General features: G+C 66.0%; 31 protein-coding genes and 1 pseudogene. 18 read left to right on the top strand and 14 right to left on the bottom strand.

Features of this window, described 5'->3' with window-relative positions:
• The 5 genes and pseudogenes from ACFE7D_RS03790 to glmU all read right to left on the bottom strand — a co-directional run.
• Positions 1 to 699 (bottom strand): annotated as a pseudogene (locus tag ACFE7D_RS03790) (chemotaxis protein); the annotation flags it as partial.
• Positions 700 to 794: 95 nt separating this feature from the next.
• The gene (gene glmS / locus ACFE7D_RS03785; protein WP_375394098.1) at positions 795 to 2,618 is read right to left on the bottom strand and encodes a glutamine--fructose-6-phosphate transaminase (isomerizing); all 1,824 of its coding nucleotides are present in this window, start codon (positions 2,616 to 2,618) and stop codon (positions 795 to 797) included.
• Between the two features lie 15 nt (positions 2,619 to 2,633).
• Complete coding sequence (locus ACFE7D_RS03780; protein WP_375394097.1) at positions 2,634 to 3,014, bottom strand: PIN domain-containing protein; 381 nt, start codon at positions 3,012 to 3,014, stop codon at positions 2,634 to 2,636.
• On the bottom strand, positions 3,011 to 3,373 hold the full coding sequence (locus tag ACFE7D_RS03775; RefSeq protein ID WP_375394096.1) for a ribbon-helix-helix protein, CopG family: 363 nt from the start codon (positions 3,371 to 3,373) through the stop codon (positions 3,011 to 3,013). The genes ACFE7D_RS03780 and ACFE7D_RS03775 overlap by 4 nt, the downstream gene beginning before the upstream one ends.
• Before the next feature lie 30 nt (positions 3,374 to 3,403).
• Complete coding sequence (glmU, locus tag ACFE7D_RS03770; RefSeq protein ID WP_375394095.1) at positions 3,404 to 4,768, bottom strand: bifunctional UDP-N-acetylglucosamine diphosphorylase/glucosamine-1-phosphate N-acetyltransferase GlmU; 1,365 nt, start codon at positions 4,766 to 4,768, stop codon at positions 3,404 to 3,406.
• 62 nt (positions 4,769 to 4,830) lie between these two features.
• Between glmU and ACFE7D_RS03765 the strand changes: the two genes are divergently transcribed.
• Together ACFE7D_RS03765 and ACFE7D_RS03760 are read left to right on the top strand one after the other, a co-directional pair.
• Positions 4,831 to 5,520 (top strand): HAD-IA family hydrolase, encoded by a 690-nt coding sequence (locus tag ACFE7D_RS03765; RefSeq protein ID WP_375394094.1) that lies wholly within the window; start codon positions 4,831 to 4,833, stop codon positions 5,518 to 5,520.
• Positions 5,517 to 5,870, top strand: a complete 354-nt coding sequence (locus tag ACFE7D_RS03760; RefSeq protein WP_375394093.1) for a hypothetical protein — start codon at positions 5,517 to 5,519, stop codon at positions 5,868 to 5,870. The genes ACFE7D_RS03765 and ACFE7D_RS03760 overlap by 4 nt, the downstream gene beginning before the upstream one ends.
• Here ACFE7D_RS03760 and ACFE7D_RS03755 read toward each other — a convergent pair.
• From ACFE7D_RS03755 to ACFE7D_RS03740, 4 genes are read right to left on the bottom strand one after another with little or no spacing between them, the layout of a single operon-like run.
• Entirely contained in the window at positions 5,833 to 6,861 is a 1,029-nt protein-coding gene (locus tag ACFE7D_RS03755) for a nucleotidyltransferase family protein (RefSeq protein WP_375394092.1), read from the bottom strand. The two genes, ACFE7D_RS03760 and ACFE7D_RS03755, sit on opposite strands and share 38 nt — an antisense overlap.
• Positions 6,843 to 7,706: an HprK-related kinase A gene (locus ACFE7D_RS03750; RefSeq protein ID WP_375394091.1), complete on the bottom strand. Its 864-nt coding sequence runs from the start codon at positions 7,704 to 7,706 to the stop codon at positions 6,843 to 6,845. Before ACFE7D_RS03750 ends, ACFE7D_RS03755 begins: the two co-directional genes overlap by 19 nt.
• Positions 7,703 to 7,972 carry an HPr-rel-A system PqqD family peptide chaperone gene (locus ACFE7D_RS03745; RefSeq protein ID WP_375394090.1) on the bottom strand — a complete coding sequence of 90 codons (270 nt, stop codon included), beginning with the start codon at positions 7,970 to 7,972 and terminating at the stop codon, positions 7,703 to 7,705. Before ACFE7D_RS03745 ends, ACFE7D_RS03750 begins: the two co-directional genes overlap by 4 nt.
• Positions 7,973 to 7,976: 4 nt before the next feature.
• On the bottom strand, positions 7,977 to 8,381 hold the full coding sequence (locus ACFE7D_RS03740) for a hypothetical protein (RefSeq protein ID WP_174287375.1): 405 nt from the start codon (positions 8,379 to 8,381) through the stop codon (positions 7,977 to 7,979).
• A gap of 218 nt (positions 8,382 to 8,599) precedes the next feature.
• On the opposite strand from ACFE7D_RS03740, the gene ACFE7D_RS03735 reads away from it, so the two are divergent.
• The 6 genes from ACFE7D_RS03735 (at position 8,600) to ACFE7D_RS03710 (ending at position 13,979) form a co-directional block, all read left to right on the top strand.
• Positions 8,600 to 9,838 carry an ATP-binding protein gene (locus ACFE7D_RS03735; protein ID WP_375394089.1) on the top strand — a complete coding sequence of 413 codons (1,239 nt, stop codon included), beginning with the start codon at positions 8,600 to 8,602 and terminating at the stop codon, positions 9,836 to 9,838.
• A gap of 57 nt (positions 9,839 to 9,895) precedes the next feature.
• Complete coding sequence (phoU, locus tag ACFE7D_RS03730) at positions 9,896 to 10,585, top strand: phosphate signaling complex protein PhoU (RefSeq protein ID WP_375394088.1); 690 nt, start codon at positions 9,896 to 9,898, stop codon at positions 10,583 to 10,585.
• Positions 10,586 to 10,590: 5 nt separating this feature from the next.
• Complete coding sequence (phoB, locus tag ACFE7D_RS03725; protein ID WP_375394087.1) at positions 10,591 to 11,283, top strand: phosphate regulon transcriptional regulator PhoB; 693 nt, start codon at positions 10,591 to 10,593, stop codon at positions 11,281 to 11,283.
• A 105-nt stretch (positions 11,284 to 11,388) separates the two neighbouring features.
• A complete protein-coding gene (locus ACFE7D_RS03720; RefSeq protein WP_375394086.1) occupies positions 11,389 to 11,802 on the top strand; it encodes a hypothetical protein in 414 nt (137 codons plus the stop codon).
• 73 nt (positions 11,803 to 11,875) lie between these two features.
• Positions 11,876 to 12,775, top strand: a complete 900-nt coding sequence (locus ACFE7D_RS03715; protein WP_375394085.1) for an SDR family NAD(P)-dependent oxidoreductase — start codon at positions 11,876 to 11,878, stop codon at positions 12,773 to 12,775.
• Positions 12,776 to 12,848: 73 nt separating this feature from the next.
• The gene (locus ACFE7D_RS03710; RefSeq protein WP_375394084.1) at positions 12,849 to 13,979 is read left to right on the top strand and encodes a hypothetical protein; all 1,131 of its coding nucleotides are present in this window, start codon (positions 12,849 to 12,851) and stop codon (positions 13,977 to 13,979) included.
• Here ACFE7D_RS03710 and ACFE7D_RS03705 read toward each other — a convergent pair.
• The 4 genes from ACFE7D_RS03705 to pspF all read right to left on the bottom strand — a co-directional run bounded on the left by ACFE7D_RS03705 (position 13,957) and on the right by pspF (position 16,770).
• Positions 13,957 to 14,301: a DUF2794 domain-containing protein gene (locus ACFE7D_RS03705; protein WP_375394083.1), complete on the bottom strand. Its 345-nt coding sequence runs from the start codon at positions 14,299 to 14,301 to the stop codon at positions 13,957 to 13,959. The two genes, ACFE7D_RS03710 and ACFE7D_RS03705, sit on opposite strands and share 23 nt — an antisense overlap.
• Entirely contained in the window at positions 14,301 to 14,987 is a 687-nt protein-coding gene (epsC, locus tag ACFE7D_RS03700) for a serine O-acetyltransferase EpsC (RefSeq protein WP_375394082.1), read from the bottom strand. The genes ACFE7D_RS03705 and epsC overlap by 1 nt, the downstream gene beginning before the upstream one ends.
• A gap of 74 nt (positions 14,988 to 15,061) precedes the next feature.
• Positions 15,062 to 15,673 (bottom strand): superoxide dismutase, encoded by a 612-nt coding sequence (locus ACFE7D_RS03695; RefSeq protein WP_375394081.1) that lies wholly within the window; start codon positions 15,671 to 15,673, stop codon positions 15,062 to 15,064.
• 68 nt (positions 15,674 to 15,741) lie between these two features.
• Positions 15,742 to 16,770, bottom strand: coding sequence for a phage shock protein operon transcriptional activator (gene pspF / locus ACFE7D_RS03690; protein ID WP_375394080.1), 1,029 nt, complete (start codon positions 16,768 to 16,770; stop codon positions 15,742 to 15,744).
• A 170-nt stretch (positions 16,771 to 16,940) separates the two neighbouring features.
• Between pspF and ACFE7D_RS03685 the strand changes: the two genes are divergently transcribed.
• The 9 genes from ACFE7D_RS03685 to ACFE7D_RS03645 all read left to right on the top strand — a co-directional run bounded on the left by ACFE7D_RS03685 (position 16,941) and on the right by ACFE7D_RS03645 (position 20,051).
• Complete coding sequence (locus ACFE7D_RS03685) at positions 16,941 to 17,075, top strand: hypothetical protein (protein ID WP_375394079.1); 135 nt, start codon at positions 16,941 to 16,943, stop codon at positions 17,073 to 17,075.
• Positions 17,076 to 17,133: 58 nt separating this feature from the next.
• The gene (gene pspA / locus ACFE7D_RS03680) at positions 17,134 to 17,811 is read left to right on the top strand and encodes a phage shock protein PspA (RefSeq protein WP_375394078.1); all 678 of its coding nucleotides are present in this window, start codon (positions 17,134 to 17,136) and stop codon (positions 17,809 to 17,811) included.
• 1 nt (position 17,812) lies between these two features.
• Complete coding sequence (gene pspB, locus ACFE7D_RS03675) at positions 17,813 to 18,085, top strand: envelope stress response membrane protein PspB (RefSeq protein WP_375394077.1); 273 nt, start codon at positions 17,813 to 17,815, stop codon at positions 18,083 to 18,085.
• 1 nt (position 18,086) lies between these two features.
• Positions 18,087 to 18,473 (top strand): envelope stress response membrane protein PspC, encoded by a 387-nt coding sequence (gene pspC, locus ACFE7D_RS03670; protein WP_375394076.1) that lies wholly within the window; start codon positions 18,087 to 18,089, stop codon positions 18,471 to 18,473.
• A gap of 30 nt (positions 18,474 to 18,503) precedes the next feature.
• Positions 18,504 to 18,809, top strand: a complete 306-nt coding sequence (locus ACFE7D_RS03665) for a hypothetical protein (protein WP_375394075.1) — start codon at positions 18,504 to 18,506, stop codon at positions 18,807 to 18,809.
• 85 nt (positions 18,810 to 18,894) lie between these two features.
• A complete protein-coding gene (locus ACFE7D_RS03660) occupies positions 18,895 to 19,113 on the top strand; it encodes a hypothetical protein (protein WP_375394100.1) in 219 nt (72 codons plus the stop codon).
• Positions 19,114 to 19,116: 3 nt separating this feature from the next.
• Positions 19,117 to 19,359 carry a hypothetical protein gene (locus ACFE7D_RS03655; RefSeq protein WP_375394074.1) on the top strand — a complete coding sequence of 81 codons (243 nt, stop codon included), beginning with the start codon at positions 19,117 to 19,119 and terminating at the stop codon, positions 19,357 to 19,359.
• A gap of 13 nt (positions 19,360 to 19,372) precedes the next feature.
• A complete protein-coding gene (locus ACFE7D_RS03650) occupies positions 19,373 to 19,606 on the top strand; it encodes a hypothetical protein (protein WP_375394073.1) in 234 nt (77 codons plus the stop codon).
• Between the two features lie 40 nt (positions 19,607 to 19,646).
• The gene (locus tag ACFE7D_RS03645; RefSeq protein WP_375394072.1) at positions 19,647 to 20,051 is read left to right on the top strand and encodes a SufE family protein; all 405 of its coding nucleotides are present in this window, start codon (positions 19,647 to 19,649) and stop codon (positions 20,049 to 20,051) included.
• A gap of 8 nt (positions 20,052 to 20,059) precedes the next feature.
• Here ACFE7D_RS03645 and ACFE7D_RS03640 read toward each other — a convergent pair whose 3' ends face one another.
• Positions 20,060 to 20,596, bottom strand: a complete 537-nt coding sequence (locus tag ACFE7D_RS03640) for a J domain-containing protein (protein WP_375394071.1) — start codon at positions 20,594 to 20,596, stop codon at positions 20,060 to 20,062.
• A gap of 78 nt (positions 20,597 to 20,674) precedes the next feature.
• Between ACFE7D_RS03640 and ACFE7D_RS03635 the strand changes: the two genes are divergently transcribed.
• Complete coding sequence (locus tag ACFE7D_RS03635) at positions 20,675 to 22,072, top strand: serine hydrolase domain-containing protein (protein ID WP_375394070.1); 1,398 nt, start codon at positions 20,675 to 20,677, stop codon at positions 22,070 to 22,072.
• Positions 22,073 to 22,209: the final 137 nt, after the last annotated feature.

Raw genomic sequence — 22,209 nt, 5'->3', positions numbered from 1 at the left:
CGCGGATTGCTCGGCCGCGGCGGCGACCTCGCTCGCCTTGCCGAGCACACCGCGGACCGACGCCGCGCTGCCCATAGCCTGACGGTGAAGCGCATCGCCCTCGCGAGTCGCGACCGCGATGGTGACGGCGATGCCGTCCTCGAAACTCTTCGCCAGCATGTCGCGCTGAGCCCGCGCGTCGAACGCCATGTAGGCGGCATAAAGCGTCGCGTAGACATCGCATTCGAACGCGCACATCCGCGTGAAGACATCGTGCAGACGTTGCCGCTCTTCCTTCGTGCAATCGTGCAGCCGCCCCATCACGTCCAGCGCAGCGGAGGCGCCGGCCGACGTCATCGACAGGATCGCGGTCAGTGGCACATCGTCCCGAAACGCGCCGGCAACCGTTCGCTCCGCCGACACGACCCAATCGACATCAGCTGGGGCGGTATATCGGAATTGCAGATAGGACACGCCCAGCTGCACCATCTTCTCGCGGTTATCGCCATTGAACACCACTGCGCCGCGACAACGATGCCATTGCATCCACAGCGCTTCGGAAATCTTCGTCGCCTCGGGCGCGATGATCGTCCACATCAACCGTCCGGTCGCGAGGTCGTCCTCGACGAACCCGAACAGACGCAACCGTTCGGCAAGGTCGATCGTCGGTGCAATGCTCCCCGGCGCGGGCAGCGTTCTCGTCTTGTGCAGGTTCGCCACGGCATACTTTCCAGGGGCGATGTCCGCCCGGTCCAGGAGCGTAGCCGAAAGACACGAAAAAATAGGTTAACCACCTGCGCCGAGATGCGGACGGTTCACTCCACCGTCACGCTCTTTGCCAGGTTTCGCGGCTGGTCGACATCGGTGCCCTTCTGCACCGCTACGTGATACGCGAGGAGCTGTACCGGCACCGCGTAGACCAGCGGCGCGATCAGCGGGTGGACCTTGGGCATGGTGATCGTCGCCATGCACCCTTCGCCTGCCGCCTGGACGCCGTCATAATCGCTGATCAGGACGACCTTGCCACCCCGCGCCTGTACCTCCTGCATGTTGCTGACCGTCTTGTCGAAGAGCGGGCCGGAGGGGGCAATCACGATGACCGGTACGTTCTCGTCGATCAGCGCGATCGGTCCGTGCTTCATCTCGCCCGCGGCATAGCCCTCGGCATGGATGTAGCTGATCTCCTTCAGCTTGAGCGCGCCCTCCAGCGCCAGCGGATAGTCGGTGCCGCGGCCCAGATACAGGACATCGCGCGCGCCGGCGATATTATGCGCCATCGCCTCGATCGACTCGTCGTACGCCAGCGCGCCGTTGATGGCCGCGGGAGCCCCCGCGAGATGCCGGACGAGCTGCCGCTCGGCTGCATCGTCCAGCTTGCCCTTCGCCTTGGCGAGGTTCGCCGCCAGCGCAGCGAGCACCGCGAGCTGGCACGTGAACGCCTTGGTCGATGCGACGCCGATCTCCGGCCCGGCATGCGTCGGCAGCAACAGGTCGGCCTCGCGCGCCATCGAACTTGTGGGTACGTTGACCACCGCGGCGATCGTCTGCCCCTCGGTCTTGGCATGGCGCAGCGCGGCGAGCGTGTCGGCGGTCTCGCCCGACTGGCTGATCACGATCATCAGCCCGCCTGGCTCCATCACCGGCGCGCGGTAACGGAATTCGGATGCGACATCGAGATCGACGGGAACGCGCGCGAACTGCTCGAACCAATATTTGGCGACCATACCGGCATAGAAGCTTGTGCCGCACGCGACGATCGTCACCCGCTTGATCCCCGACAGGTCGAATTCGGGGATAGGCAGCGCGACCTTTCCCTCGAGACGCTGGAGATAGGACCGCAAGGTCTGCGCGACGACGATCGGCTGTTCGTAGATTTCCTTCAACATGAAATGTCGGAAATTGCCCTTGTCGATCAACGCGCCGGTGACGCCCGATATCGTGACCGCACGTTCGACGGGATGATTGTCGCGATCATAAACCTGCACACCGTCACGCGTGCAGACGACCCAGTCACCCTCGTCGAGATACGCGATCCGCTGCGTCAGCGGAGCAAGCGCGAGCGCATCGGACCCGAGATAGGTCTCGCCATCGCCATGCCCGACGACCAATGGCGAGCCGAGCCGCGCGCCGATCAGGAGTTCGGGATGCTGGCGGAACAGGATCGCCAGCGCGAACGCACCGCGCAACCGCGGCAGGACCTCGCGCACCGCATCCGCCGGGGCCATCCCGGCCTCGACCTTCTCGCTGACCAGATGCGCGACGGCCTCGGTATCGGTTTCGCTGGTGAAGATGCGGCCCCGGGCGATCAGTTCGTCGCGCAGCGGCTTGAAATTCTCGATGATGCCGTTGTGGACCACCGCGACCTCTCCGGTCGTATGCGGATGCGCGTTGTTGGTGGTCGGACCACCATGCGTCGCCCAACGCGTGTGCGCGATGCCGGTCCTGCCGGGCAGCGGATCGGCGGCAAGTTCCTTCGCCAGGTTGACGAGCTTGCCCGACGCACGACGGCGTTCGATGACGCCGTCATGATCGGTGGCAATCCCCGCGGAGTCATAGCCGCGATATTCCAGGCGCTTCAGCCCGTCGAGCAGGCGATCCGCGACGTCATCGGTACCGACGATTCCAACGATTCCACACATAAGCTTGCTCTCGACCTAGATGGTGTAAGGGACCCGGATGCCCGGCATCGTGGCCGGAAAGTCCTTGGTGTTTCGGGTAACAAGCACGCGTCCACGCGTCTGCGCGGTGGCCAGGATGATCGCATCCGGTGACTTCAGCCCGGGACGCTGCCGCCGCAAAGCCGCGGCACGCCGCGCAATCTCCTCGTCGATTTCGTCTAGACCGAAGCGGTCGAGGAACCGGAGTGCATCTCGAACGAGCGGTTCATCCCCCTTCGACAACACCTCGATCCATGTCATACGACTGACCGATATGCGCGCACCGCTTTCGGCGATCCGCCCGAGCTCGATATGCGCTGGGGCGTGGCCGATCAGGGCATCGATCAGAATATTGGCATCCAGGCTGTAGCCGCTCATCCGTTTTCGGGACGGCGGGCGTCGGCCTTCTTCATCAAAGCGAGGTAATGCGCCCGTTCCTTATCGTCCTCAGGCGTGAAACAGTCCGGCAATTCCGCCCGAACCTCCTCGTAATCGTCGTCCCACGGCCGCGTCCATTCCGCACGCCGACGACGATCATAATCATGCGGATCGACGATGAGACCATGCCGCGCCCACAGACCAAAGCCGATATCGAGCCAGTCCGGCGGTGCCGATTGTGCCTTATAGCTCGCTACAGCGTCACGCAGCACCGACGCCCGCGACTTGCCTTGCTCGGCCGCATGCTGATCGAGCCATTTCAGATCGACATCGGGCAAATCTGCAAGAATGCGTGTCATGATGCACTGATATCACCGTGCGATATCATGTCAAGATTTCTTCGCCATCATCCGCTCGCGAAACCGCTTCGCCCAACCCGGTTTCGCCTCCTGCGGTGGTCGGACGAGGACCAGGGCGTCGACTTCGACGTCGCCGGTCACCACGCTTCCCGCCCCCACGATCGCACCGGCACCGATCGTCACCGGGGCGACCAGCGCGGAATTCGATCCGACGAAAGCGCCCGCGCCGATGACGGTCTTGTATTTGAAAAACCCGTCATAGTTGCACGTGATCGTGCCGGCACCGATATTCGCACCCGCGCCAACCTCCGTATCGCCGAGATAGGTCAGGTGGCTCGCCTTCGCGCCGTCGCCCAGCACCGCCTTCTTCATTTCGACGAAATTGCCGACCTTGGATTTCGAGCCCAGTACGGCACCGGGACGAAGCCGGGCATAGGGACCGACTTCCGCGCGTTCGCCGATCGCCGCACCCTCGATATGGCTGAACGCGTGGATCGTCGCGCCGTCCGCGACGCGGACGCCGGGGCCGAAGACGACGTTCGGCGCAATCGTCACGTCCCGGCCAAGCACGGTGTCGTGTGCAAACCACACCGTATCAGGCGCGACCAGGGTCGCGCCGTCCGCCATCGCCTGTCCGCGCCGCACCGCCTGCCATGACGCCTCGACCCCCGCCAGTTCCCCGCGACCGTTGACGCCCGCGACCTCGTCCGCGCCCGTTTCGATGACCGCGGACCTGCGCCCGTCGCTCGCGGCCAGCATCACGATGTCCGGCAGATAATATTCGCCTGCGGCATTGTCGTTGCCGACGCGCGCCAGCAGAGCGAACAAATCCTCGGATCCCACCGCCATCAACCCCGAATTGCACAGCGTCACGGCGCGCTCGGCGTCCGACGCGTCCTTATATTCGACCATCCGCTCGATCTTGCCGTCGGGTCCGGCGATGACCCGGCCATAGGCACCGGGATCGGCAGGCCGGAAGCCCAGCACGACCGCCGCCGGTGCGTCGCCGCCGTGCAATCGCTCGATCATGCGCCGCATCGTCGCGGTCGTCACCAGCGGCACGTCACCGTACAGGATCAGCACGTCGCCCACGAACCCTGCCAGCGCCGCTTCCGCCTGCGCGACGGCGTGCGCGGTGCCGAGCTGCTCCGCCTGCAACGCGGTCGCTATACCCAACGGCGCGACCGCCGTCTCGACCTGCTCGCGCCCTGCTCCCGTCACGACGACGGTATGTTCGGCCCCCAGCGCGGCGACCGCGGCGGCGAGGTGAAGCAGCATGGGCCGCCCGGCGATCGGGTGAAGGACCTTGTGCAGGTCCGACTTCATCCGGGTGCCCTTGCCGGCCGCCAGGATGATCGCGGCGATCGGGCGCCCGTCCCGCAAATGATCGGTCATGTGGCTTCGCTGCCACGAAAGCCTTGCCAATTCCAGTAGGTGACGGCAGGCGCGCGGACCACATGGCGGATTTTCCCTTCTCGATCGTCGGGTTCGATCTCGACGGAACGCTGCTGGACACCAGCGGCGATCTGGCCGCGGCGGTGAACCATGCGCTTGCGTCGGTCGGGCGCGCGGCGCTGCCGGTCTCGCGTATCCGCACGATGATCGGTGGCGGCGCGCGACACATGCTCGCGCAAGGCATGGCCGCGAGCGGCGGCTGCGACGATGCCGAACTGGACGTCCTGCAGACGCGGCTGCTCGATTTCTACGAGTCCAGCATCGCCGTCCATACGCAGCCCTTCCCCGGCATGATTGACGCGTTGAACCTGCTTGCGGCACGGGGCGTGCGAATGGGAATCATGACCAACAAGATCGAACGGCTCGCGCGGCTCGTCCTGGACCAGTTGGACCTGACGGACCGGTTCGCGGCGATCGTCGGGGGGGATACGATGGGGCCGGGCACCGCCAAGCCTTCGCCCGTCGCAATCGAGGCGATGGTCGAACGCTGCGGCGGCAGCCGAGACGCACAGCGCGCGGCGTTCGTCGGCGATTCGATCTACGATGTGCAGGGCGCACGGGCGGCCGGTCTGCCGGTCATCGCTTGTTCGTTCGGATTTCTTACCGGCCCCGTTGCCGATCTGGGCGCGGATGCGACGATCGATGGTTACGCCGAACTCATCCCGACCCTCGAACGTCTGGCGACCGCATGACTCGTGCCCTCCTGTTCTGGCGCGTCGCGCTGATCGCCGCGATCCTCGTCGCGGTGACCATGGCGCTGTTGCCGAAGCCGCCGCACCTTCCGATCGACCAGTTCGGCGACAAGTTCGAACATATGCTCGCCTTCGCGACGATGGCGATCCTTGCGTCGCTGGCGTATCCGACCGAGCCGCTGTTCCGGATCGGCGAGCGGTTGTCGTTCCTCGGCGCGCTCATCGAGGTATGCCAGTCGATCCCCGCGCTCCATCGTGATTGTGACATCCGCGATTGGGCGGCGGACACGGTCGCAATAATCGTCGTGCTGTTCATCGTCCGCCTAGGCCGCCGTCCCGCCGCCACTTGATCCACAGATGCCGCGCCAGCATTGCGGGCGGCATGCGCAGCCAGTGCGATCGGACGTAGAAAGCGAACCGGGTGACGGGTCGCGTCGCCCGCCCCCATCCGTCACGAGCGAGCAGTCGGCGGCAGAATAGAGGGTCGAGGCTGTCCCGAACCCGCCAGCGTTCGGGGATCGGGGTGCCGAACAGCGCGTTCGTCTGACGCGCGGCACGCATCGTGTGCGTTTGCAGTCCGTGGTGCTTCGCACGCGCGGCCAGGCCGTCGGTGCCGAATTCGAAGATCAGGCAATGGATGTCCCACAAGTTCCGCAATCCACCCGCCAGGTCGCCATCCGCGAACAGATGGGCTGCGGCATGGACGATCATGTCGTTCGGCGCGAGAACCGATAGCCCGTTGCCGAGCGGCACCGCCTCCGCAATCAGCGCCGCCGCATCCGGGGTCGGCCGCGCCGTCGACGGGAGGATGGTGTGGTGAACGTCGATCATCCGGTCGCGCTCGCGGTGGATCAGCGGAGGAAGCTCATGCATCCAGCGGCGATAATAGACGTCGTCATAGACGTCCTCCTTCACCCATTCCCACCCCGCCGCGATCAGCACCGCCTCGACCGGGTCGAGTGCCGCACGCGGCACGAGGATATCGAGATCGCCGATCGAGCGCCCCTGCCCGGCGATCAGGCCGGCGGCAGCAAACGCGGTGCCCTTCAGCAGCACTACCGGGACGCCGAGATCGGCGAGCGCACGCCGCGCCATCTCCGCCTCCCACAACGCGGCGCGGCGCCCCGTTAACGCCGTGGCCCGCGCGTCTGCGAGGATGGCTTCGACGGACGCCGGAACCGACAGGCCATTGATTCGATATGCCAAAGTTCCGATCAGCTGTTCCGCGCGCGCCATCGTGATCAGCGCGGTCCAGTCGGCCGCATCGAGTGCCACGACGCTGCCCGGATCGGCGAGCGCCTTCGCCAGGAACCGTGCGTTCCTCACGCCAGGTCCGCCCATGCCGCTTCCACCGCCGCGACGCCGCTCGCCCCGTCCGGATAATCGATCGCGATCGCCGGTATGTCTGCGACCAACATGGTGAGCGCGCGGAACCCGGGCTCGCCGAGCGTCACATAATTGGTCGAGGCATGCGTCAGCCGGATGAAGACCTCGCTCGGCGATACCGGCCGCGATGCGGGCTCGAACCCGAAGCGCGGGAAGACCAGCAGCGCGGGCCGCGCGGGAACGTCCATCTGCGCGATGGCAGCCGCATCGGGGACGAGGTGGCGGACGTCGCCCTTGGGCGTATCCGCCAGCAACGGACCAAACCGCGCGTCCGGCCGTGCCGCGCATGCCGCAGCAACGCCTTCGTTCTTGAGGCTGACCAGCCGCGGCAGTGCATGCAGCAACCCGGTTGCGGGGTGCAGGAGTGCGAACTCATCCCCCATGAAGCGCCAACCCCGCGCGGCCAGCAACGTCGCCAGCGTCGACTTGCCGGCGCCCGATTGCCCGGTCATCACGATCGCACGCCCATCGCGCTCGACCACCGATGCGTGCAGCAGCACATGCCGCCGCGCGCCCAGCGCGAGCTGGAGATTCATACCCATCTCCGCCGCCAACAGTCCCTGCGCCAGTGGCAGCGGTGCCGCGCCGGGCAGCCGATAATCGCCCTCGATCGCAACCGACGGCCGGATGAAGCGCCGCCACGGCCGCGGCGCCGCCAACCGCATGGTAAAATCGGGGACTCCGTCCGCGAGGGCGGGATAGTCACGGTACAGATCGGCCAGCATCGCGATCGGCGCGCGCCAATCCGACCCGATGCGAAAGCCATAGGGCCCGACCCTGACCGAGAAAACATGCCTCACGCCGCGGTCACCAGCCCCGCCGCGAGCAGTTCGTCGATCCGCGCCATGAGCGCCTGCGTATCGGCATCCGCGAGCGTGTAATCGCTCGCCAACGCCGCGAGCAGGTCTTCGATCGACAGCGGTGCGTGCGCCAGCGCAGCGAGGATCTCGGGCGCGGGCGCGGTCAGCAGATGGGTCGTACCCGAGGGTCGGTGGAAGACTGCCGTGAATTCGTCGAGCGGTACCGCGATCTGCGCGTCCGGCGGCGGCGCGCGAAACCGGCGCATGGCCTCAGCCGCGCGGCATCTGCAGGGAAGCGAAGCAGGTAAAGCCGCTCTGCCCGCGCTGCAGCCGGCGGATATATTTCACATAGGCGCGGCTGCGCGCATCGTCGGTGCCCGGCAGCTGGCCACCGACCATCGCCTGCTTGACCTCCTCGCCCTTGAACGCGCGCGTCGAGGGGGGAAACGCACCCTGGGTCCCGCGTGGCACGATGTTGCCGTCGGCATCGATGAAGCTGCTGGCATGCCCGGGATCGGGAACGGGGATTTCGCAGTTCAGGACCGACCCGGCGGTCTGCGCCAGCGCAGGCCGGATCGATACGACCGCAGTCGCACCGACGGCACCCAGCATAAGCAGCCGCCGCCGCGTCGGTGCGCCGTCATCGGGTGGCGGAAGCTGCTGATCGTCATCCATCGGCCGGTAGCCTTTTCATATTGTCGCGGCGCGGGCAAGCCGGGAGCGGGTGCCGATGTGGGACGCCCCTCGCCAATTCCCCTGCCGCTTGCGGGAGGGGTCAGGAGTGGGCAATCGCTCCCGGCGAAGTACTACGATGAGCGGAGCGCCCATCCCCAAGCCCCTCCCGTAAACAGGAGGGGGAGCAAAGCTGGGGCGGCTACGCTATGGCGACCCGCATGCAAACCGGCATTCCCACCCGTTTCTGGATCGCGGCGGTCGTCCTGCTTCTCATCGCGGCGGTCGTTGCGATCGGGGGCGGCGTCGGCCCGGCCCTGATCGCGCTGGTCGGCGGCGGAGTCGCGCTCGCGATCGGTCGGCTTGCCTCGCCGATCGACGAGCCGACGTCGGCGCCCGCGCCACCGCCGCCGCGCGATCCGGTGTTACCGGAAGCGCTGGACCAGATCGTCGCCCCCATCCTCCTCGTTCGGCACGGCCGCGTGGAGTTTGCCAATCGCGCGGCGATCGCGCTGTTCGGGGGGCATATCTTGGGCGAGGACGTCCGCATCGCGATCCGCCACCCCGCCGCAGCCGATCGGCTGGCATCGGGAACGACCGGCGTCGATGATCGCCCGATTGAGCTCACGGGGCTCGGCACACCGGATCAACGATGGGAAATGCGTACCGGCGACGTGTCCGACGGACGCCGGATCATCCAGCTGATCGACCGCACCGGCAGCTACGCCGCGGAGCGGATGCGCGTCGATTTCGTGGCGAACGCCAGCCACGAACTGCGCACGCCGCTGGCATCAATCCTGGGTTTCATCGAGACGCTGGGCGACGAAGCGGGTGAGGTCCCGGCGGTGCGCGCGCGCTTCCTCAAGGTCATGTTCGACGAGGCGCGGCGGATGCAACGGCTGGTCGAGGATCTGATATCGCTGTCGCGGATCGAGGCGGAGAAATTCCGGCTGCCGAGCGATCCCGTCGATCTGGGCGAACTCATCGAGGAGATATGCGCGGAACTGCACGCGGCGGGGGGGCAGCGCGGCCGCGACCTGGTCTGCAAGCCGGCGGAGGGCGTGCCGGCGGTCTGGGGTGACCGCGCGCAATTGTCGCAGGTGATCCACAACCTGATCGGCAATGCGATGAAATATGGCCGTGCGGGTACGCCCATCGTCATCGCACTCGACCCGACCGCGGACAATATGGTCCGCCTCGCGGTGACCGACGAAGGCGACGGCGTCGCGCCCGAACACGTGCCCCGCCTCACCGAACGCTTCTACCGCGTCGATTCGGGCCGCAGCCGTTCGCTCGGCGGCACCGGTCTCGGGCTGGCGATCGTGAAGCACATCGTCGAGCGCCACCGCGGACGGTTGGATATCGGCAGCAAGCCCGGGGTCGGAACGACCGTCGCCATCATCCTCCCCGCCGCCTTGTCATCAAGGCGTAACGAGGGTGTAACAGGCCCCGGATCGTAGACATAAGCGGAGTCGGCCCGGCGGGGTGGGCGTTCCGGCGAAGGGACAGGACATCATATGGCGACCGACGATCATACGCTGAAGGCCTTCGACACCGATATCGGCGAACTGCGCGGCCTGATCGCGGAGATGGGCGGGCTGGCCGAACAGGCCGTCGGTGCCGCGATGGCGGCGCTGAAGAACCACGATCTCGATGCAGCCGCCACCATCGTCGAAGGCGACAAGCGGATCGATGCGCTGGAGTCGGAGGTCGAGCGTCTGGCCGTTCGGCTGATCGCGCTGCGCGCGCCGATGGCGAACGACTTGCGCGAAGTCGTGGCCGCGCTGAAGATCGCGGGCGTCGTCGAACGGATCGGCGATTATGCGAAGAACATCGCACGCCGCGTGCCGCTGATCGACGATCACAGCGATATCGAACCGCTATCCGTGCTGCCCGCGATGGCGACGATGGCCACACAGATGGTCACCGACGTGCTCGACGCGTTCGCCGCGCGCGATGCCGATGCGGCGGTGCGCGTCTGCATCCAGGACCGGGCGGTCGACGATTTCTACAATTCGCTCTTCCGCGTCCTCGTCACGTACATGATGGAGAACCCGCGAAGCATCGGTCAGGTCGCGCATCTGCTGTTTATCGCAAAGAACCTGGAACGCGTCGGCGATCATGCGACCAATGTCGCGGAGATGGTCTATTACGCCGCGACCGGCAACCACATGGCCGAGCGCGAGCGCGGTCGGCTGGCAGACTGACGCTTATGTCGCGCGCGAACATGTTGCTGGTAGAGGACGACTCGGCACTCGCCGAATTGCTGGTCTGGAATTTCGAGCGCGAGGATTTCCGTGTCCGTCATACCCCTGACGGCGAAGAAGCGCTGCTGCTGGCGCGCGAACAGGTGCCCGACATCGTCCTGCTCGACTGGATGGTCGAGGGGCTGTCGGGGATCGAGGTCTGCCGTCGTCTGCGCCGGTCGACCGAGACCGCGAACGTCCCGATCATCATGCTGACCGCGCGCGGCGAGGAAGAAGACCGCGTGCGCGGGCTGGAGACGGGCGCGGACGATTACGTCACCAAGCCCTTCTCCCCGCGCGAACTGGTCGCGCGCGTCGGTGCGGTGCTCCGACGCGTGCGGCCGGGGCTGGCCGGCGAACAACTAAGTTATGCCGATATCGAAATGGATACCGTCGGTCACAAGGTCCGGCGCGGCGGATCGACCGTCGCCCTGGGGCCGACCGAGTTCCGGCTGCTCAAGCATTTCCTCGAACATCCCGGCTGGGTCTTTTCGCGCGAGCGATTACTCGATGCGGTGTGGGGACACGACGCGGACATCGAGTCGCGGACCGTCGACGTGCATATCCGCCGGCTCCGCAAGGCGATCAACGATGGTGGCCGTGCGGACATCATCCGGACGGTCCGTTCGGCGGGTTATGCGCTGGATGCAAGCGCCTGAGGCGACACGCAAACCGGATCGATTGCGAAACAATGGAGCCATCCTGTTGCCGGGGCGTTGGGCGGGGGCGCTGACGAACCTGCGCCATAGACAGGAGAAGAAAGCATGAAATCCGCATTTTTGATGGCCGCCGCGCTGATCGCCGGCCCGGCTTTTGCCCAGACAACCACGACCGCCGATCCGGCGATGACCCCGCAAACGACGCCGGCCCCCGCCGATCCCGCCGCCGTGCCGCCGGCCGCGCCTGCTTCGGCCGATCCCGCGATGGCACCGGCCGCACCGGCCCCCGCCGGCCAGCCGATGGGCACGACGAGCCCCGGCGGCTACCAGCCCGCAGCACCGGCCCTTCAGGGTACGCCGACGCCGGGTGTGACGCCGACCTTCCAGGCTGCGCCAAGCCCCGCCCAGGCGTTTCCGGCCCCGGCGGCGCAGGCGTCCTATCCGCCCTGCAAGCCCGGCCAGTTCGATGAGTGCAAACAAGGCGCGGGTTCGACCCACGCACGCAAGCACAAGAAGTAGTCGCAATCGGTTGCGCCTCGCGCGGGACGGATTAGGAAAAGGCGCTCCAACGACAAGCAGGAGCGCCTTTTTCATGTCCATCCGTTTCGACGACAAGGTCGCGATCGTCACCGGGGCCGGCGGCGGCCTGGGTCGTGAATATGCGCTGGAACTGGCGCGTCGCGGTGCGAAAGTGGTGGTCAACGATCTGGGCGGCAGCCGCGACGGTACCGGCCATTCGGACGCGGCGCTGAAGGTCGTAGAGGAAATCGAGGCGGCGGGCGGCACCGCGATGTCGAACGGCGGCAACGTCGCCGAATATGATCAGATGGCCGAAATGGTCGCGAAGGCAAAGGAAGCCTGGGGCGGCATCCACATCCTGATCAACAACGCGGGCGTGCTGCGCGACAAGAGCTTTACCAAGATGACGCCCGACGATTTCAAATTCGTCGTAGACGTCCATCTCATCGGATCCGCCTTCGCGACCAAGGCGGTATGGGATATGATGCGCGAACAGAATTACGGTCGCATCCTGATGACGGCGTCTTCCACGGGGCTGTTCGGTAATTTCGGCCAGGCCAATTACGGCGCGGCGAAGCTCGGCCTCGCCGGCCTGACAAAGACGCTTGCGATCGAGGGTGCGAAGAACAACATCAAGGTCAATACGATCGCTCCGACAGCGGGCACGCGCATGACCGAGGGCCTGTTTCCCGACGAGGCGTTCAAGGCGTTCTCCCCCGACAAGGTCGCTCCCGGCGCGGTATTTCTGGTATCGGAGGATGCACCCACCAACGTGATTCTCGGGGCAGGTGCCGGAGTTTTCCAGACCTCCTACGTCACGCTGACCCCGGGCAAGCTGCTGAAGGGCGATGATCTGTCTGCCGACGGCGTGGCGGCAAACTGGGCCGCGATCACCGACCGTACCGGCGAGATCGTCCCGCAAATGGGGGCCGAACAGTCGATGATAATCGGACGGGCGCTGCAGGCGGGGTGACGCGCGCATCCGTTTCTTTCGTGTATTGCGCCGGCAAGACACGGGAGCTAGCATCCGTCCACAGGAGGCGCGGATGTATAGCGAAGCGGAGATCGAATCGGCCGTTGCGGCCGGGAATTTGACGCCGGAAGCGGCGGCGGCGCTCCGCGCTCACGTTTCGGGCATACGCAGCGCGCCGGGCCCGGATGAGGAACAGTTCCGGCTCGTTACCGGGTTCAACGACATCTTCGTGGCGATCGCCGGCATCCTGGTCCTCGTCGGCGCGGGATGGCTGGGCGGGTCGGTCGCGCCTTGGCTGGCGGGGGTAGCGGTCGCCGCCGCGGCCTGGGGCATGGCCGAGTATTTCACGCTTCAGCGGCGCATGGCTCTCCCGAGCATCATCTTCGTGCTGGCGTTCGTCGGCGGCCTCTATCTCGGCGGACTGGCGCTGTATCCCTATCTGGCCGGACCGTACGAGAGAGTCGGGGTCCCGGAATATCCCGGCTTCTGGAGCGCCTTCGCCGGTGCGGGCGGGTCGCGTTCGTTCTTGCTCGTCCAGGCCGCGTCGGCGGCGATCGTGGTCGTCGCCTGCTGGGCGCATTGGCGGCGTTTCGCGGTACCGATCACGATTGCACTCGGGGTCGGCGCGATCGCGCGGCTGGTCTTCACGCTGATCGCGGTCGCCGCCTACCCCGATCTCGGCCAGTGGTTGCTGGGCGTCGTGCTGATCGGCGGGCTTGCGATCTTCACCTACGCGATGTGGTGGGACGTGCAGGATCGCGCGCGCCTGACCCGCCGGTCCGACGTCGCCTTCTGGCTGCACCTAGCCGCGTCGCCGCTGATCGTCCATCCGATCTTCATGCTGATCGGCATCAATCTGGTCGCGATGCACGGCATGGGGACCGATACGGGCGATGCGACGCTGGCCGCGGTGCTGGCGCTGATCGTCTATGCGGCGCTCGCGGTCGTGGCGCTGGCGGTCGATCGGCGGGCGATCCTGGTCTCGGCGCTGGCCTATGTGCTGGTCGCCGCGATCTACCTCATCTCGCGGATCGGCGCATCGGGTGCCGGGTTCGCCGTCGCGATCATCGTGATCGGGTCGAGCCTGCTGATGCTGTCCGCCTTCTGGCAATCGATGCGCCGCGCGCTGCTGCCGCTGCTGCCGGAGTCGATCAGCGCACGCGTGCCGCTGGCGGCGGAGGTCAGCCCTCGACGACCTTCATGAGCCGCCGCTCGACCGGTGCCAGCACCGGGGCAAGTTCGTGCCCGCGTTTCAGCACCACGCCCTGCTCACCGACCAGCGCCCACATGCCTTGCTTGCCACGCAGGTTTGGTCGCTTTTCGATCCTGAACTCCGGGCGTTCCGCGGTACGACGGAACGCGGCGAAGACCGCGACGTCGCGGCCGAGTTCGATCGCATAGTCACGCCAATGCCCCGCGGCGACCATACGTCCGTACAGATCGAGGATTCGCGTCAGTTCCAGCCGTTCGAACCCGACCTGGCTCGGCTTGCCATGCGGCAAGGGAAAAGGTGTGACGATGCCCATCAGGCGCGGTCGCGCTGCTCCTCGGGCATTTCGATCAATGCATCGAGCCGCCGCCGCATCGTCTCCAGTTCGCAGCGCATGAGTTCCAGTTTCTGCGTCGCCGGATCGAACATGTCGCTGCAGGGCGTACCATAGGCAAGGAACGGTGCGGGTGCCGCCGCGGCACCGCCAGCCACCATCGTCGCTCGTGCCGGGATGCCGACCATTACCGCGCCTTCGGGCACATCCTTCGTCACGACCGCATTCGCTCCGATCCGCGCCCCGCGCCCGACCGTGATCGGACCGAGCACCTGCGCGCCGGAGCCGACGATCGACCCGTCCGCCAATGTCGGATGGCGCTTGCCGGCGATGCCGTTGGCGGGATTGGTGCCGCCAAGCGTGACGCATTGATAGATCGTCACGTCGTCGCCGATCAGTGCGGTCTCGCCAATCACCACGAAACCGTGGTCGATGAAGAAATTGCGTCCGATCGTCGCACCCGGGTGGATGTCGATCGCCGTAGTCACGCGCGCGAAATGGTTCACCGCGCGGGCGAGAAAGAACAGCCGGCGTCGGAACAGCCGGTGCGCGACGCGGTGCCACGCCACCGCCCAAACACCCGGGTATAGCAGGATTTCCGCAAGCGACCGCGGCGCGGGATCCCGCGCGCGAATGGACTCCAGATAGGTCTTCAGACCCATAGCCATGCCAAAACCCCTGCTTCCCCGCCCTGCCATCTAGCGAATGGGGCACCCGATTGCCAGAACCGGGTGCCTGTTCGTCAACCTGCGGTCGCGTCCGCGTAACGCTCGCCGACCACGTCCCAATCAACGATGTCCCACCATGCCTTCAAATAGCCGGGCCGATCGTTCATGTATGTCAGGTAATAGGCGTGTTCCCAGACGTCATTGCCGAGCAACGGCGTGCCCGGTTCCTTTGCGTCGTCCATCAGGGGATTATCCTGATTGGGCGTGCTCGTGACTTTCAGCGCACCCGATCCATCGGTGACGACCCAGGCCCAGCCCGAACCGAACTGGCCAACGCCCTTCGCGTTGAAATCCTCTTTCAATTTGTCGAGCCCGCCATAGGTCTCGATCGCCTCGGCCAGTTGGCCCGACGGCGTGCCGCCACCCTTCTTCATGGTCTTCCAGAAGAAATCGTGGTTCCAATAACCGCCACCATTGTTGCGGATCAGCGGCGGCTGCGACGAGATCATGGCGAGGATGTCCTCGATCGTCTTGCCCTCGAGCGTGGGATCCTTCGTAACGCCCTCGTTCAGCTTGTCGGTATAGGCCTTGTGGTGCTTGTCGTGATGGAAATGCATCGTCTCTTGCGAGATGACCGGTTCCAACGCGTCATAGTCGTAAGGCAGCGGGGGTAGCTCGAACGCCATTTGACTCTCCTTGATATCGCTGGCCCAACGCGGGACGCGCCACATCGCTCCCTCAGCCATCGATATCGTTACGCCGACGTCCCGATCAATCCATGGCGGCGCAACGCGTGACGAAATTGATCGTAGCTGAGACCCAGCCCCTCCGCCGCCTGGCGCTGGTTGAAGCGGTGTTCGGCCAGCGTACGCGATAGCAGGTCGCTCTCGAACCGTGCCACGCGTGACTTGAAATCGGAAGGACCTGCATCGCAGGCCGCGATCGGCTCGTCGTCGCGCGGCGTCGTGGGCGGCGGTGCGGCGGCCGCGGCGGAGGGCGTTTGACCGGGGCGATAGGGGGACAGGAACGGATCGATCTCGATGGCATCGACGGGGCCGCCGCCCTCCCAGCGATACACCGCGCGCTCCACCACGTTGCGCAATTCGCGGACATTGCCCGGCCAACTGTGATGCCGCAGCGCGTCGATCGCGCCGGGACCGAAGCCCGGCCATTTCGCCCAATCCAGCTCCGCCGCCATCCGCCGCGCGAAATGGTCCGCAAGCACCATCACGTCCCCGCCGCGCATCCGAAGCGGCGGCAGCGTCACCACTTCGAAGCACAAGCGGTCGAGCAGATCGGCGCGGAATTCGTGGCGCGCGACCTTGTCGGGCAGGTGCTCGTTGGTGGCGGCGACGATACGGACGTCCACACGTGTCGGCCGCGAGGACCCGATCCGGTTGATCTCGCCATATTCCACCGCGCGCAGCAGACGTTCCTGCGCGCCCATGGACAGCGTGCCAAGTTCGTCGAGAAACAATGTACCGCCGTCCGCCTCCTCGAACCGTCCCGTCCGAGCCTTGGTCGCGCCGGTAAACGCCCCCGCCTCGTGCCCGAACAACTCCGCCTCGATCAGCGTCTCCGGCAATGCCGCGCAATTCATGATGACCAGCGGCTGATCCCATCGATGGCTGAGCCGGTGGAGGCGTTCAGCGACCAATTCCTTGCCGGTCCCGCGCTCCCCGATCACAAGCACCGGGCGGTCCAGCGCGGCGGCGCGGCTGGCACGTTCCAGCGCCGCCATGAACGCGCCCGACTCTCCGATGACCTGGCTCGCGCGTTCCATCGCCAAGGTGTGGCGGATTTCGCCATCTATTTGCAAGCGCTGGACGATACCGAACGCACGAAAATCGCGTAAGCTGCTCTTATCGCGTCACTGTTCAAATTGGCACGCAGGATGCAAAGCACTGGGCAACCCGCCGCTCGGCGGTCCCAATCGCTCCAAAGGATGTTCCCATGACCAAGTTCGACTTCGGCCGCACCATCGCCGCCATCGCCCTAACTATCGTTTGCAGCTCGGTCGCCGTGCTTGGCGCGGCCGGGCCGGCGAACGCGGTCGCGGCCCCCGCCGCCATCTACGCGACGGCGTGACCTTCACGACCGGAGAGCGTATTCTCCGGCAAAGCGCGTAGCCTGACAGGAGCAATCGATGGGTATCTTCTCCCGCACCCGCGACATCGTCGCCGCCAATTTCGCCGATCTCCTCGAGAAGGCGGAAGATCCGGCGAAGATGATCCGCATGATCATCCTCGAAATGGAGGAAACCCTGGTCGAGGTCCGCGCCTCCGCCGCGCGCACCATCGCCGACCAGAAGGAGATGCGCCGCCATATCGGCAAACTCGACGCGCTCCAGGCGAACTGGACCGAAAAGGCCGAGCTGGCGCTGTCGAAGGACCGCGAGGATCTGGCCAAGGCGGCGCTCGTCGAACGCCAGAAGGCGACCGACATGGCGGACCAGCTGAAGGCCGAGGTCGGCGTGCTCGACGATGCGTTGCGCGCGTCGGAGGAGGACATCGCCAAGCTGCAGACGAAACTGCGCGAGGCGCGGGCCAAGCAGACCAACGTGCAGACGCGGCTGGAAAGCGCGAACAACCGCTACAAGCTGCGCGAGATGTATGCGGGGCCGAAGACGCAGGACGCCTTCAGCCGCTTCGACACGCTCGAACGCCGCGTCGACGATGCGGAAGGCCGCGCCGAGGCGATGGGTCTCGGCAGCGTGAAGACGCTGGACGAGGAAATCGCCGAACTGCGCCAGAGCGACCGCGTCGATGCCGAACTGGCCGCGCTGAAGGCGCGCCTGAACAATAACGCGAACAAGGAGGGTTGAGATGGAAGATGCCATCGTCCCGCTGATCGGAATCACATCGGTCTTTATCGGCCTGCCCTGGTTGATCCTGCATTACGTCACCCGGTGGAAAACCGCGTCGAAGATCACGCCCGAGGACGAGAATCTGCTCGACGAGATGTTCAACCTCGCGCGCCGTCTCGAGGACCGGGTGAACACGGTCGAACGGATCGTCGCCGCCGACAATCCCGAATGGAAGCCGAACCTGAACCCGCCCCAGCCGACCACGCCCTATCAGATCGATCGGAGGAACTGAGATGTCCGCCAGCCGTACCCAATTCTACCTCGATAAACAGAACGCCAAATGGAAGGGCGTCTGCGCCGGGATCGCCGATTATGTCGGTGTCGACGTCCTGTGGATCCGCCTCGCCTTCGTCATGCTGACGGTGACGGGCGTCGGCTTTCCCTGGACCTTCATCGCCTATTGGCTGATCGCCTGGATGGGCACGCCCAAGCCGATCGGGCTGTACCAGAACGCCGCGGACGAGAAGTTCTGGCAGGGCGTGCGCTCCAACCCGAAGCGCTCGACCGCCGAAGTCCGGTCGAAGCTGCGCGACGTCGATCGCCGCCTGGCGGATATCGAAACGCACTACACCACCCGCCACAGCAGCACCCTGGCCGCCGAAATCGACAGTCTGCGCTGACCCCAACCATATTCAACGGGAACCACTGCCATGCATGACGGACAACTCTTCGTCCTCGCCATCATCGCGCTCTCGATCTTCGGCGGCACCGCGAAAATGTGGGTTCGCGCCAAGGCCGGCCTGCCGCCTGAGGAGCGCAGCGACCGCCGCAGCCGCCGCTCGATCGGGGCGACCGACCTGGCCGCCGAACGCCAGGTGCATCTCCTCTCGACCGAGAACGAGAAGCTGACCAGCAAGATCGGCCGCCTGGAGGAACGCCTCGCCGTCCTCGAACGCATCGCCACCGATCCCGCCGAACGCACCGCTCGCGAGATCGAGGCGCTGCGCGACCGCTGAGGGGAAGGGACGGACAATGAACGATATCGCTAGCTGGATTTGGGTGCTGATACCGCTCGCGGGTATCGCGATCGGGCCGTTTTCGATGTGGATCAAGCTTAAGCAGCGCCAATTGGAGCAGCAGAGCGCGATGACCGCAGAGAAGGCCGCGCAATACGCGGCACATACAGAGCGGCTAGAACAGCGGGTGCGCGTCTTGGAACGGATCGCCACCGATCGCGGTGCCGACCTGGCGCTGGAGATTGACCGGCTGCGCGACGGCGATCGACTGCCAACTAGAGCTTTTGGGCATCAGGGAGCATAGGACATGAACCCCTTCGAAATGGTCGTCGCCATCATATTTCTGGTGACCGCAGGACGTGTGCTGCAATCCTATCTCCGCACCCGCTCCGACCGCCCCGCCCCGGTCGCGGACAATCCCGATACGCTGCGGATGCGCGACGAGATGCGCATCATGAAGGAGCGCATCCAGGTGCTGGAACGCGTCATCACCGACAATCACGGCAGCCTCGACCTCGATCGCCAGATCGAGCGGCTGCGCGACAAATAGGGAGCAGGCGGACATGCAAGATCCCAATACGACATTGCTCCTCGCCGCGGCCGGGCTGGCCGGGTTGGCGATGCTGATCGCAGGCACGCTGGCCGGATGGCGCGGGTGGCTGGCGCTGAAGATGCAGGAACTCCGCCGCAGCGACGGCCCCGCCCCCTCCCCCCAGGCCGGCGCGCGGATCGAGATCGCGGATTTGAAGGAACGTATCCGCAAGCTGGAGGCGATCGCGGCGGGGGTGGAGCTTTAACGACATTGCCCCGCCCTGCCCCCGCCTGTACCGGGCACGCATGGCCAGCCTGACCGATATCCACGACGAATACGACTTCCTCGAACCCGACGATCGCTACCGTCTGCTGATCGATCTCGGCCGCACGCTGGAACCGATGCCGGGTGCGCTGAAAACCGACGCCACGCTGGTTCGCGGCTGCTCCGCATCGGTCTGGGTCTACCCGCAGCGGCAGGGCGATGGGGCGTTGCATTTCCTGGCCGATTCCAATGCCGCGATCACCAAGGGGATCATCGCGCTGGTATTGCTGGCGGTGCAGGATCAGGCACCGGCCACGATCCTGGCAACCGACATTCCAACCGCCCTCGCCCCGTTCGATCTCGGCAACCAGCTCAGCTCGAACCGCACGCAGGGTATCCCAAACATGATCGCGCTGATCCGGGAAACCGCCACGCGTTACGCATAGCGCAGCCCTCAGGGCTTCCAGGTCCGCGCTTCCTCCCCGGCGCGCAGCACCTCATAGGCTGCCTGCACCGCCTGGAACCGCACCGCCGCATCGGGATCGCCGGGACGGACGTCCGGATGGTTCGCCTTGGCCAGCCGCCGCCACGCCGCGCGGATCGCCTCGAAATCGGCGTCGGGTTCGAGGTCCAGCATCTCAAGCGCGCGCATCTCGTCGCGCGAACGGCTGCCGTCGCCCGCGCCGGCCCAGCTATTGTGCCGCGACTGGGTATAGCCCTCCGCGGTGCGCGTCTCGTCGGCCTCTCGCTCGGCGGCTTCCTCGGCGCTGAGGCCCTCGAAATAATTATAGCCGCGATTATACTCGCCAGCGTGCGTGACGCAGAAGTACCAGCGATCCGGGCTGTTGGGGGATTTGGGCGCGGGACAATCGCCGCGTTCCGTGCACCCGTGCCGATCGCACAGCCGTACCGTCGTCGCCTCGCTCGACGCGCCATAGCCACGCCAGCGGGGAAAGCCCCAGTCGCTCGATCGTGTCGGTCGGTACGCCATGGCAAGGCGACATAAGGTTCCGTGCGGCGCGCGCAACAGGCTTGCGTGCAAGGGCCTGCGATGCTTGTTAACCGCCATATGATCCGTTCCTTCACCGCACTCCTGTGCACCCTCGCCCCGCTCCCCCTCGCCGCGCAGGCGCTGTCTCCCGCGGAGACCGCTCAGATCGACGCCGTCGTCGCCGACGCGCTGAAGGACACCGGCGTTCCTTCTGCCTCGATCGCGATCGTCCGCGGCGGCCGGATCGTATTCGCGCGCGCCTATGGCAAACAGTCCGAGACGATCGCAAAGGCCGATCCGGCCGCGCTCTACCAGATCGCGTCGATCTCCAAGCAGTTCACGGCCGCCGCGATCCTGCTGTTGCAGGATCAGGGCAAGCTGACGCTCGACGATCACGTTTCCAGGTACGTGCCCGGCATTACCGGCGGCGACACGATCACGATCCGCCAGTTGCTGAGCCATACCGCCGGGCTGCAGGATTACTGGCCGCAGGATTACAGCTTCGCCGCGATGGCGACCCCGGTGACACCGCGACAGATCGTTGATCGCTGGGCCAGGAAACCGCTCGATTTCGCGCCGGGGACTCAGTGGCAATATTCGAACACCGGCTATGTCGTGGCGGGAATGATCGTCGAGAAGGCGTCCGGCCAACCGCTGCTCGCCTTCCTGCAGTCGCATATCCTGCGACCGCTCGGCATCCGTGCGATCGACCAGGATCTGGCGATCGGTGCGGGGTTTCCGCAAGGCTACAAGCGTTACGGCCTTGGTCCGGTTCGGGTCGAGACGCCGGCGGCACATGGCTGGCTGTATGCCGCGGGCGAGCTGGCGATGAGCGCCGGCGATTTGGCGAAATGGGACGTCGCCCGACTCACCCGAAGCATATTGCCTGCCGCGGATTGGGCGCTTCAGGAAACGCCGGCGAAACTGGCGGACGGCAGCCCGACCGGATACGGCCTCGGTGTCGATATCGGCATATCGGACGGACGGCGCTTCGTCGAACATAGCGGCGAGGCGGTCGGGTTCCTGTCCGAAAACATCGTCTATCCCGACGATCATGTCGCGGTCGTCGTCCTGGTCAATGCGTGGTTCGGCAACGCGGAAAGCCGGATCGCCGCCGGCATTTCGAAGATCGTCCTGCCCGCCGCCGCCGCCGCCGGCGCGGACGACACCGCGGCGCTTGCCCAGGCCAAGTCGGCCTATGCGCAGTTGCAGAGCGGCACGCTGGACCGGGCGATCCTCACCGACGATGCCAGCTTCTACTTCACCCCCGCTGCGCGGGCCGACTATGCCACAAGCCTGGCCCCGCTCGGTAAACCCGGCTTTTTCGTGCAGACCGGCAGGGCGCGGCTGCGGGGCGGGTTCGTCAACCGCAATTACCGGCTGTCCTATCCCGGACGGACGCTGACGATCACCACCTATGCCGAAGAGCGTGCGGGCGGGCGGTACGAGCAATTTCTGGTGACGCCGGCGGAGTGAGCGATCGAGGCCGCCATCGGATATAGCCCCACCCCGGCGAAGGCCGGGGGCCAGTTGCGAAACGATCGTTACGACGCGATCCATTCTGCCTGCCGGACCATTGCAACTGGGCCCCGGCCTGCGCCGGGGTGGGGTTA

It is taken from the genome of uncultured Sphingomonas sp. (assembly GCF_964244235.1).
GTDB lineage: Bacteria > Pseudomonadota > Alphaproteobacteria > Sphingomonadales > Sphingomonadaceae > Sphingomonas.
Note: the sequence above shows the minus strand (reverse complement) of the source record. Positions and strands in the feature narration are given on the sequence as shown.

Bases quoted from the DNA above. Each gene is read 5' to 3' on its own strand.
- glmS (WP_375394098.1), bottom strand. From the start codon at position 2,618: ATGTGTGGAATCGTTGGAATCGTCGGTACCGATGACGTCGCGGATCGC.
- ACFE7D_RS03780 (WP_375394097.1), bottom strand. From the start codon at position 3,014: ATGAGCGGCTACAGCCTGGATGCCAATATTCTGATCGATGCCCTGATC.
- ACFE7D_RS03775 (WP_375394096.1), bottom strand. From the start codon at position 3,373: ATGACACGCATTCTTGCAGATTTGCCCGATGTCGATCTGAAATGGCTC.
- glmU (WP_375394095.1), bottom strand. From the start codon at position 4,768: ATGACCGATCATTTGCGGGACGGGCGCCCGATCGCCGCGATCATCCTG.
- ACFE7D_RS03765 (WP_375394094.1), top strand. From the start codon at position 4,831: ATGGCGGATTTTCCCTTCTCGATCGTCGGGTTCGATCTCGACGGAACG.
- ACFE7D_RS03760 (WP_375394093.1), top strand. From the start codon at position 5,517: ATGACTCGTGCCCTCCTGTTCTGGCGCGTCGCGCTGATCGCCGCGATC.
- ACFE7D_RS03755 (WP_375394092.1), bottom strand. From the start codon at position 6,861: ATGGGCGGACCTGGCGTGAGGAACGCACGGTTCCTGGCGAAGGCGCTC.
- ACFE7D_RS03745 (WP_375394090.1), bottom strand. From the start codon at position 7,972: ATGCGCCGGTTTCGCGCGCCGCCGCCGGACGCGCAGATCGCGGTACCG.
- ACFE7D_RS03740 (WP_174287375.1), bottom strand. From the start codon at position 8,381: ATGGATGACGATCAGCAGCTTCCGCCACCCGATGACGGCGCACCGACG.
- ACFE7D_RS03735 (WP_375394089.1), top strand. From the start codon at position 8,600: ATGCAAACCGGCATTCCCACCCGTTTCTGGATCGCGGCGGTCGTCCTG.
- phoU (WP_375394088.1), top strand. From the start codon at position 9,896: ATGGCGACCGACGATCATACGCTGAAGGCCTTCGACACCGATATCGGC.
- phoB (WP_375394087.1), top strand. From the start codon at position 10,591: ATGTCGCGCGCGAACATGTTGCTGGTAGAGGACGACTCGGCACTCGCC.
- ACFE7D_RS03720 (WP_375394086.1), top strand. From the start codon at position 11,389: ATGAAATCCGCATTTTTGATGGCCGCCGCGCTGATCGCCGGCCCGGCT.
- ACFE7D_RS03715 (WP_375394085.1), top strand. From the start codon at position 11,876: ATGTCCATCCGTTTCGACGACAAGGTCGCGATCGTCACCGGGGCCGGC.
- ACFE7D_RS03710 (WP_375394084.1), top strand. From the start codon at position 12,849: ATGTATAGCGAAGCGGAGATCGAATCGGCCGTTGCGGCCGGGAATTTG.
- ACFE7D_RS03705 (WP_375394083.1), bottom strand. From the start codon at position 14,301: ATGGGCATCGTCACACCTTTTCCCTTGCCGCATGGCAAGCCGAGCCAG.
- epsC (WP_375394082.1), bottom strand. From the start codon at position 14,987: ATGGCTATGGGTCTGAAGACCTATCTGGAGTCCATTCGCGCGCGGGAT.
- ACFE7D_RS03695 (WP_375394081.1), bottom strand. From the start codon at position 15,673: ATGGCGTTCGAGCTACCCCCGCTGCCTTACGACTATGACGCGTTGGAA.
- pspF (WP_375394080.1), bottom strand. From the start codon at position 16,770: ATGGAACGCGCGAGCCAGGTCATCGGAGAGTCGGGCGCGTTCATGGCG.
- ACFE7D_RS03685 (WP_375394079.1), top strand. From the start codon at position 16,941: ATGACCAAGTTCGACTTCGGCCGCACCATCGCCGCCATCGCCCTAACT.
- pspA (WP_375394078.1), top strand. From the start codon at position 17,134: ATGGGTATCTTCTCCCGCACCCGCGACATCGTCGCCGCCAATTTCGCC.
- pspB (WP_375394077.1), top strand. From the start codon at position 17,813: ATGGAAGATGCCATCGTCCCGCTGATCGGAATCACATCGGTCTTTATC.
- pspC (WP_375394076.1), top strand. From the start codon at position 18,087: ATGTCCGCCAGCCGTACCCAATTCTACCTCGATAAACAGAACGCCAAA.
- ACFE7D_RS03665 (WP_375394075.1), top strand. From the start codon at position 18,504: ATGCATGACGGACAACTCTTCGTCCTCGCCATCATCGCGCTCTCGATC.
- ACFE7D_RS03660 (WP_375394100.1), top strand. From the start codon at position 18,895: ATGTGGATCAAGCTTAAGCAGCGCCAATTGGAGCAGCAGAGCGCGATG.
- ACFE7D_RS03655 (WP_375394074.1), top strand. From the start codon at position 19,117: ATGAACCCCTTCGAAATGGTCGTCGCCATCATATTTCTGGTGACCGCA.
- ACFE7D_RS03650 (WP_375394073.1), top strand. From the start codon at position 19,373: ATGCAAGATCCCAATACGACATTGCTCCTCGCCGCGGCCGGGCTGGCC.
- ACFE7D_RS03645 (WP_375394072.1), top strand. From the start codon at position 19,647: ATGGCCAGCCTGACCGATATCCACGACGAATACGACTTCCTCGAACCC.
- ACFE7D_RS03640 (WP_375394071.1), bottom strand. From the start codon at position 20,596: ATGGCGTACCGACCGACACGATCGAGCGACTGGGGCTTTCCCCGCTGG.
- ACFE7D_RS03635 (WP_375394070.1), top strand. From the start codon at position 20,675: ATGATCCGTTCCTTCACCGCACTCCTGTGCACCCTCGCCCCGCTCCCC.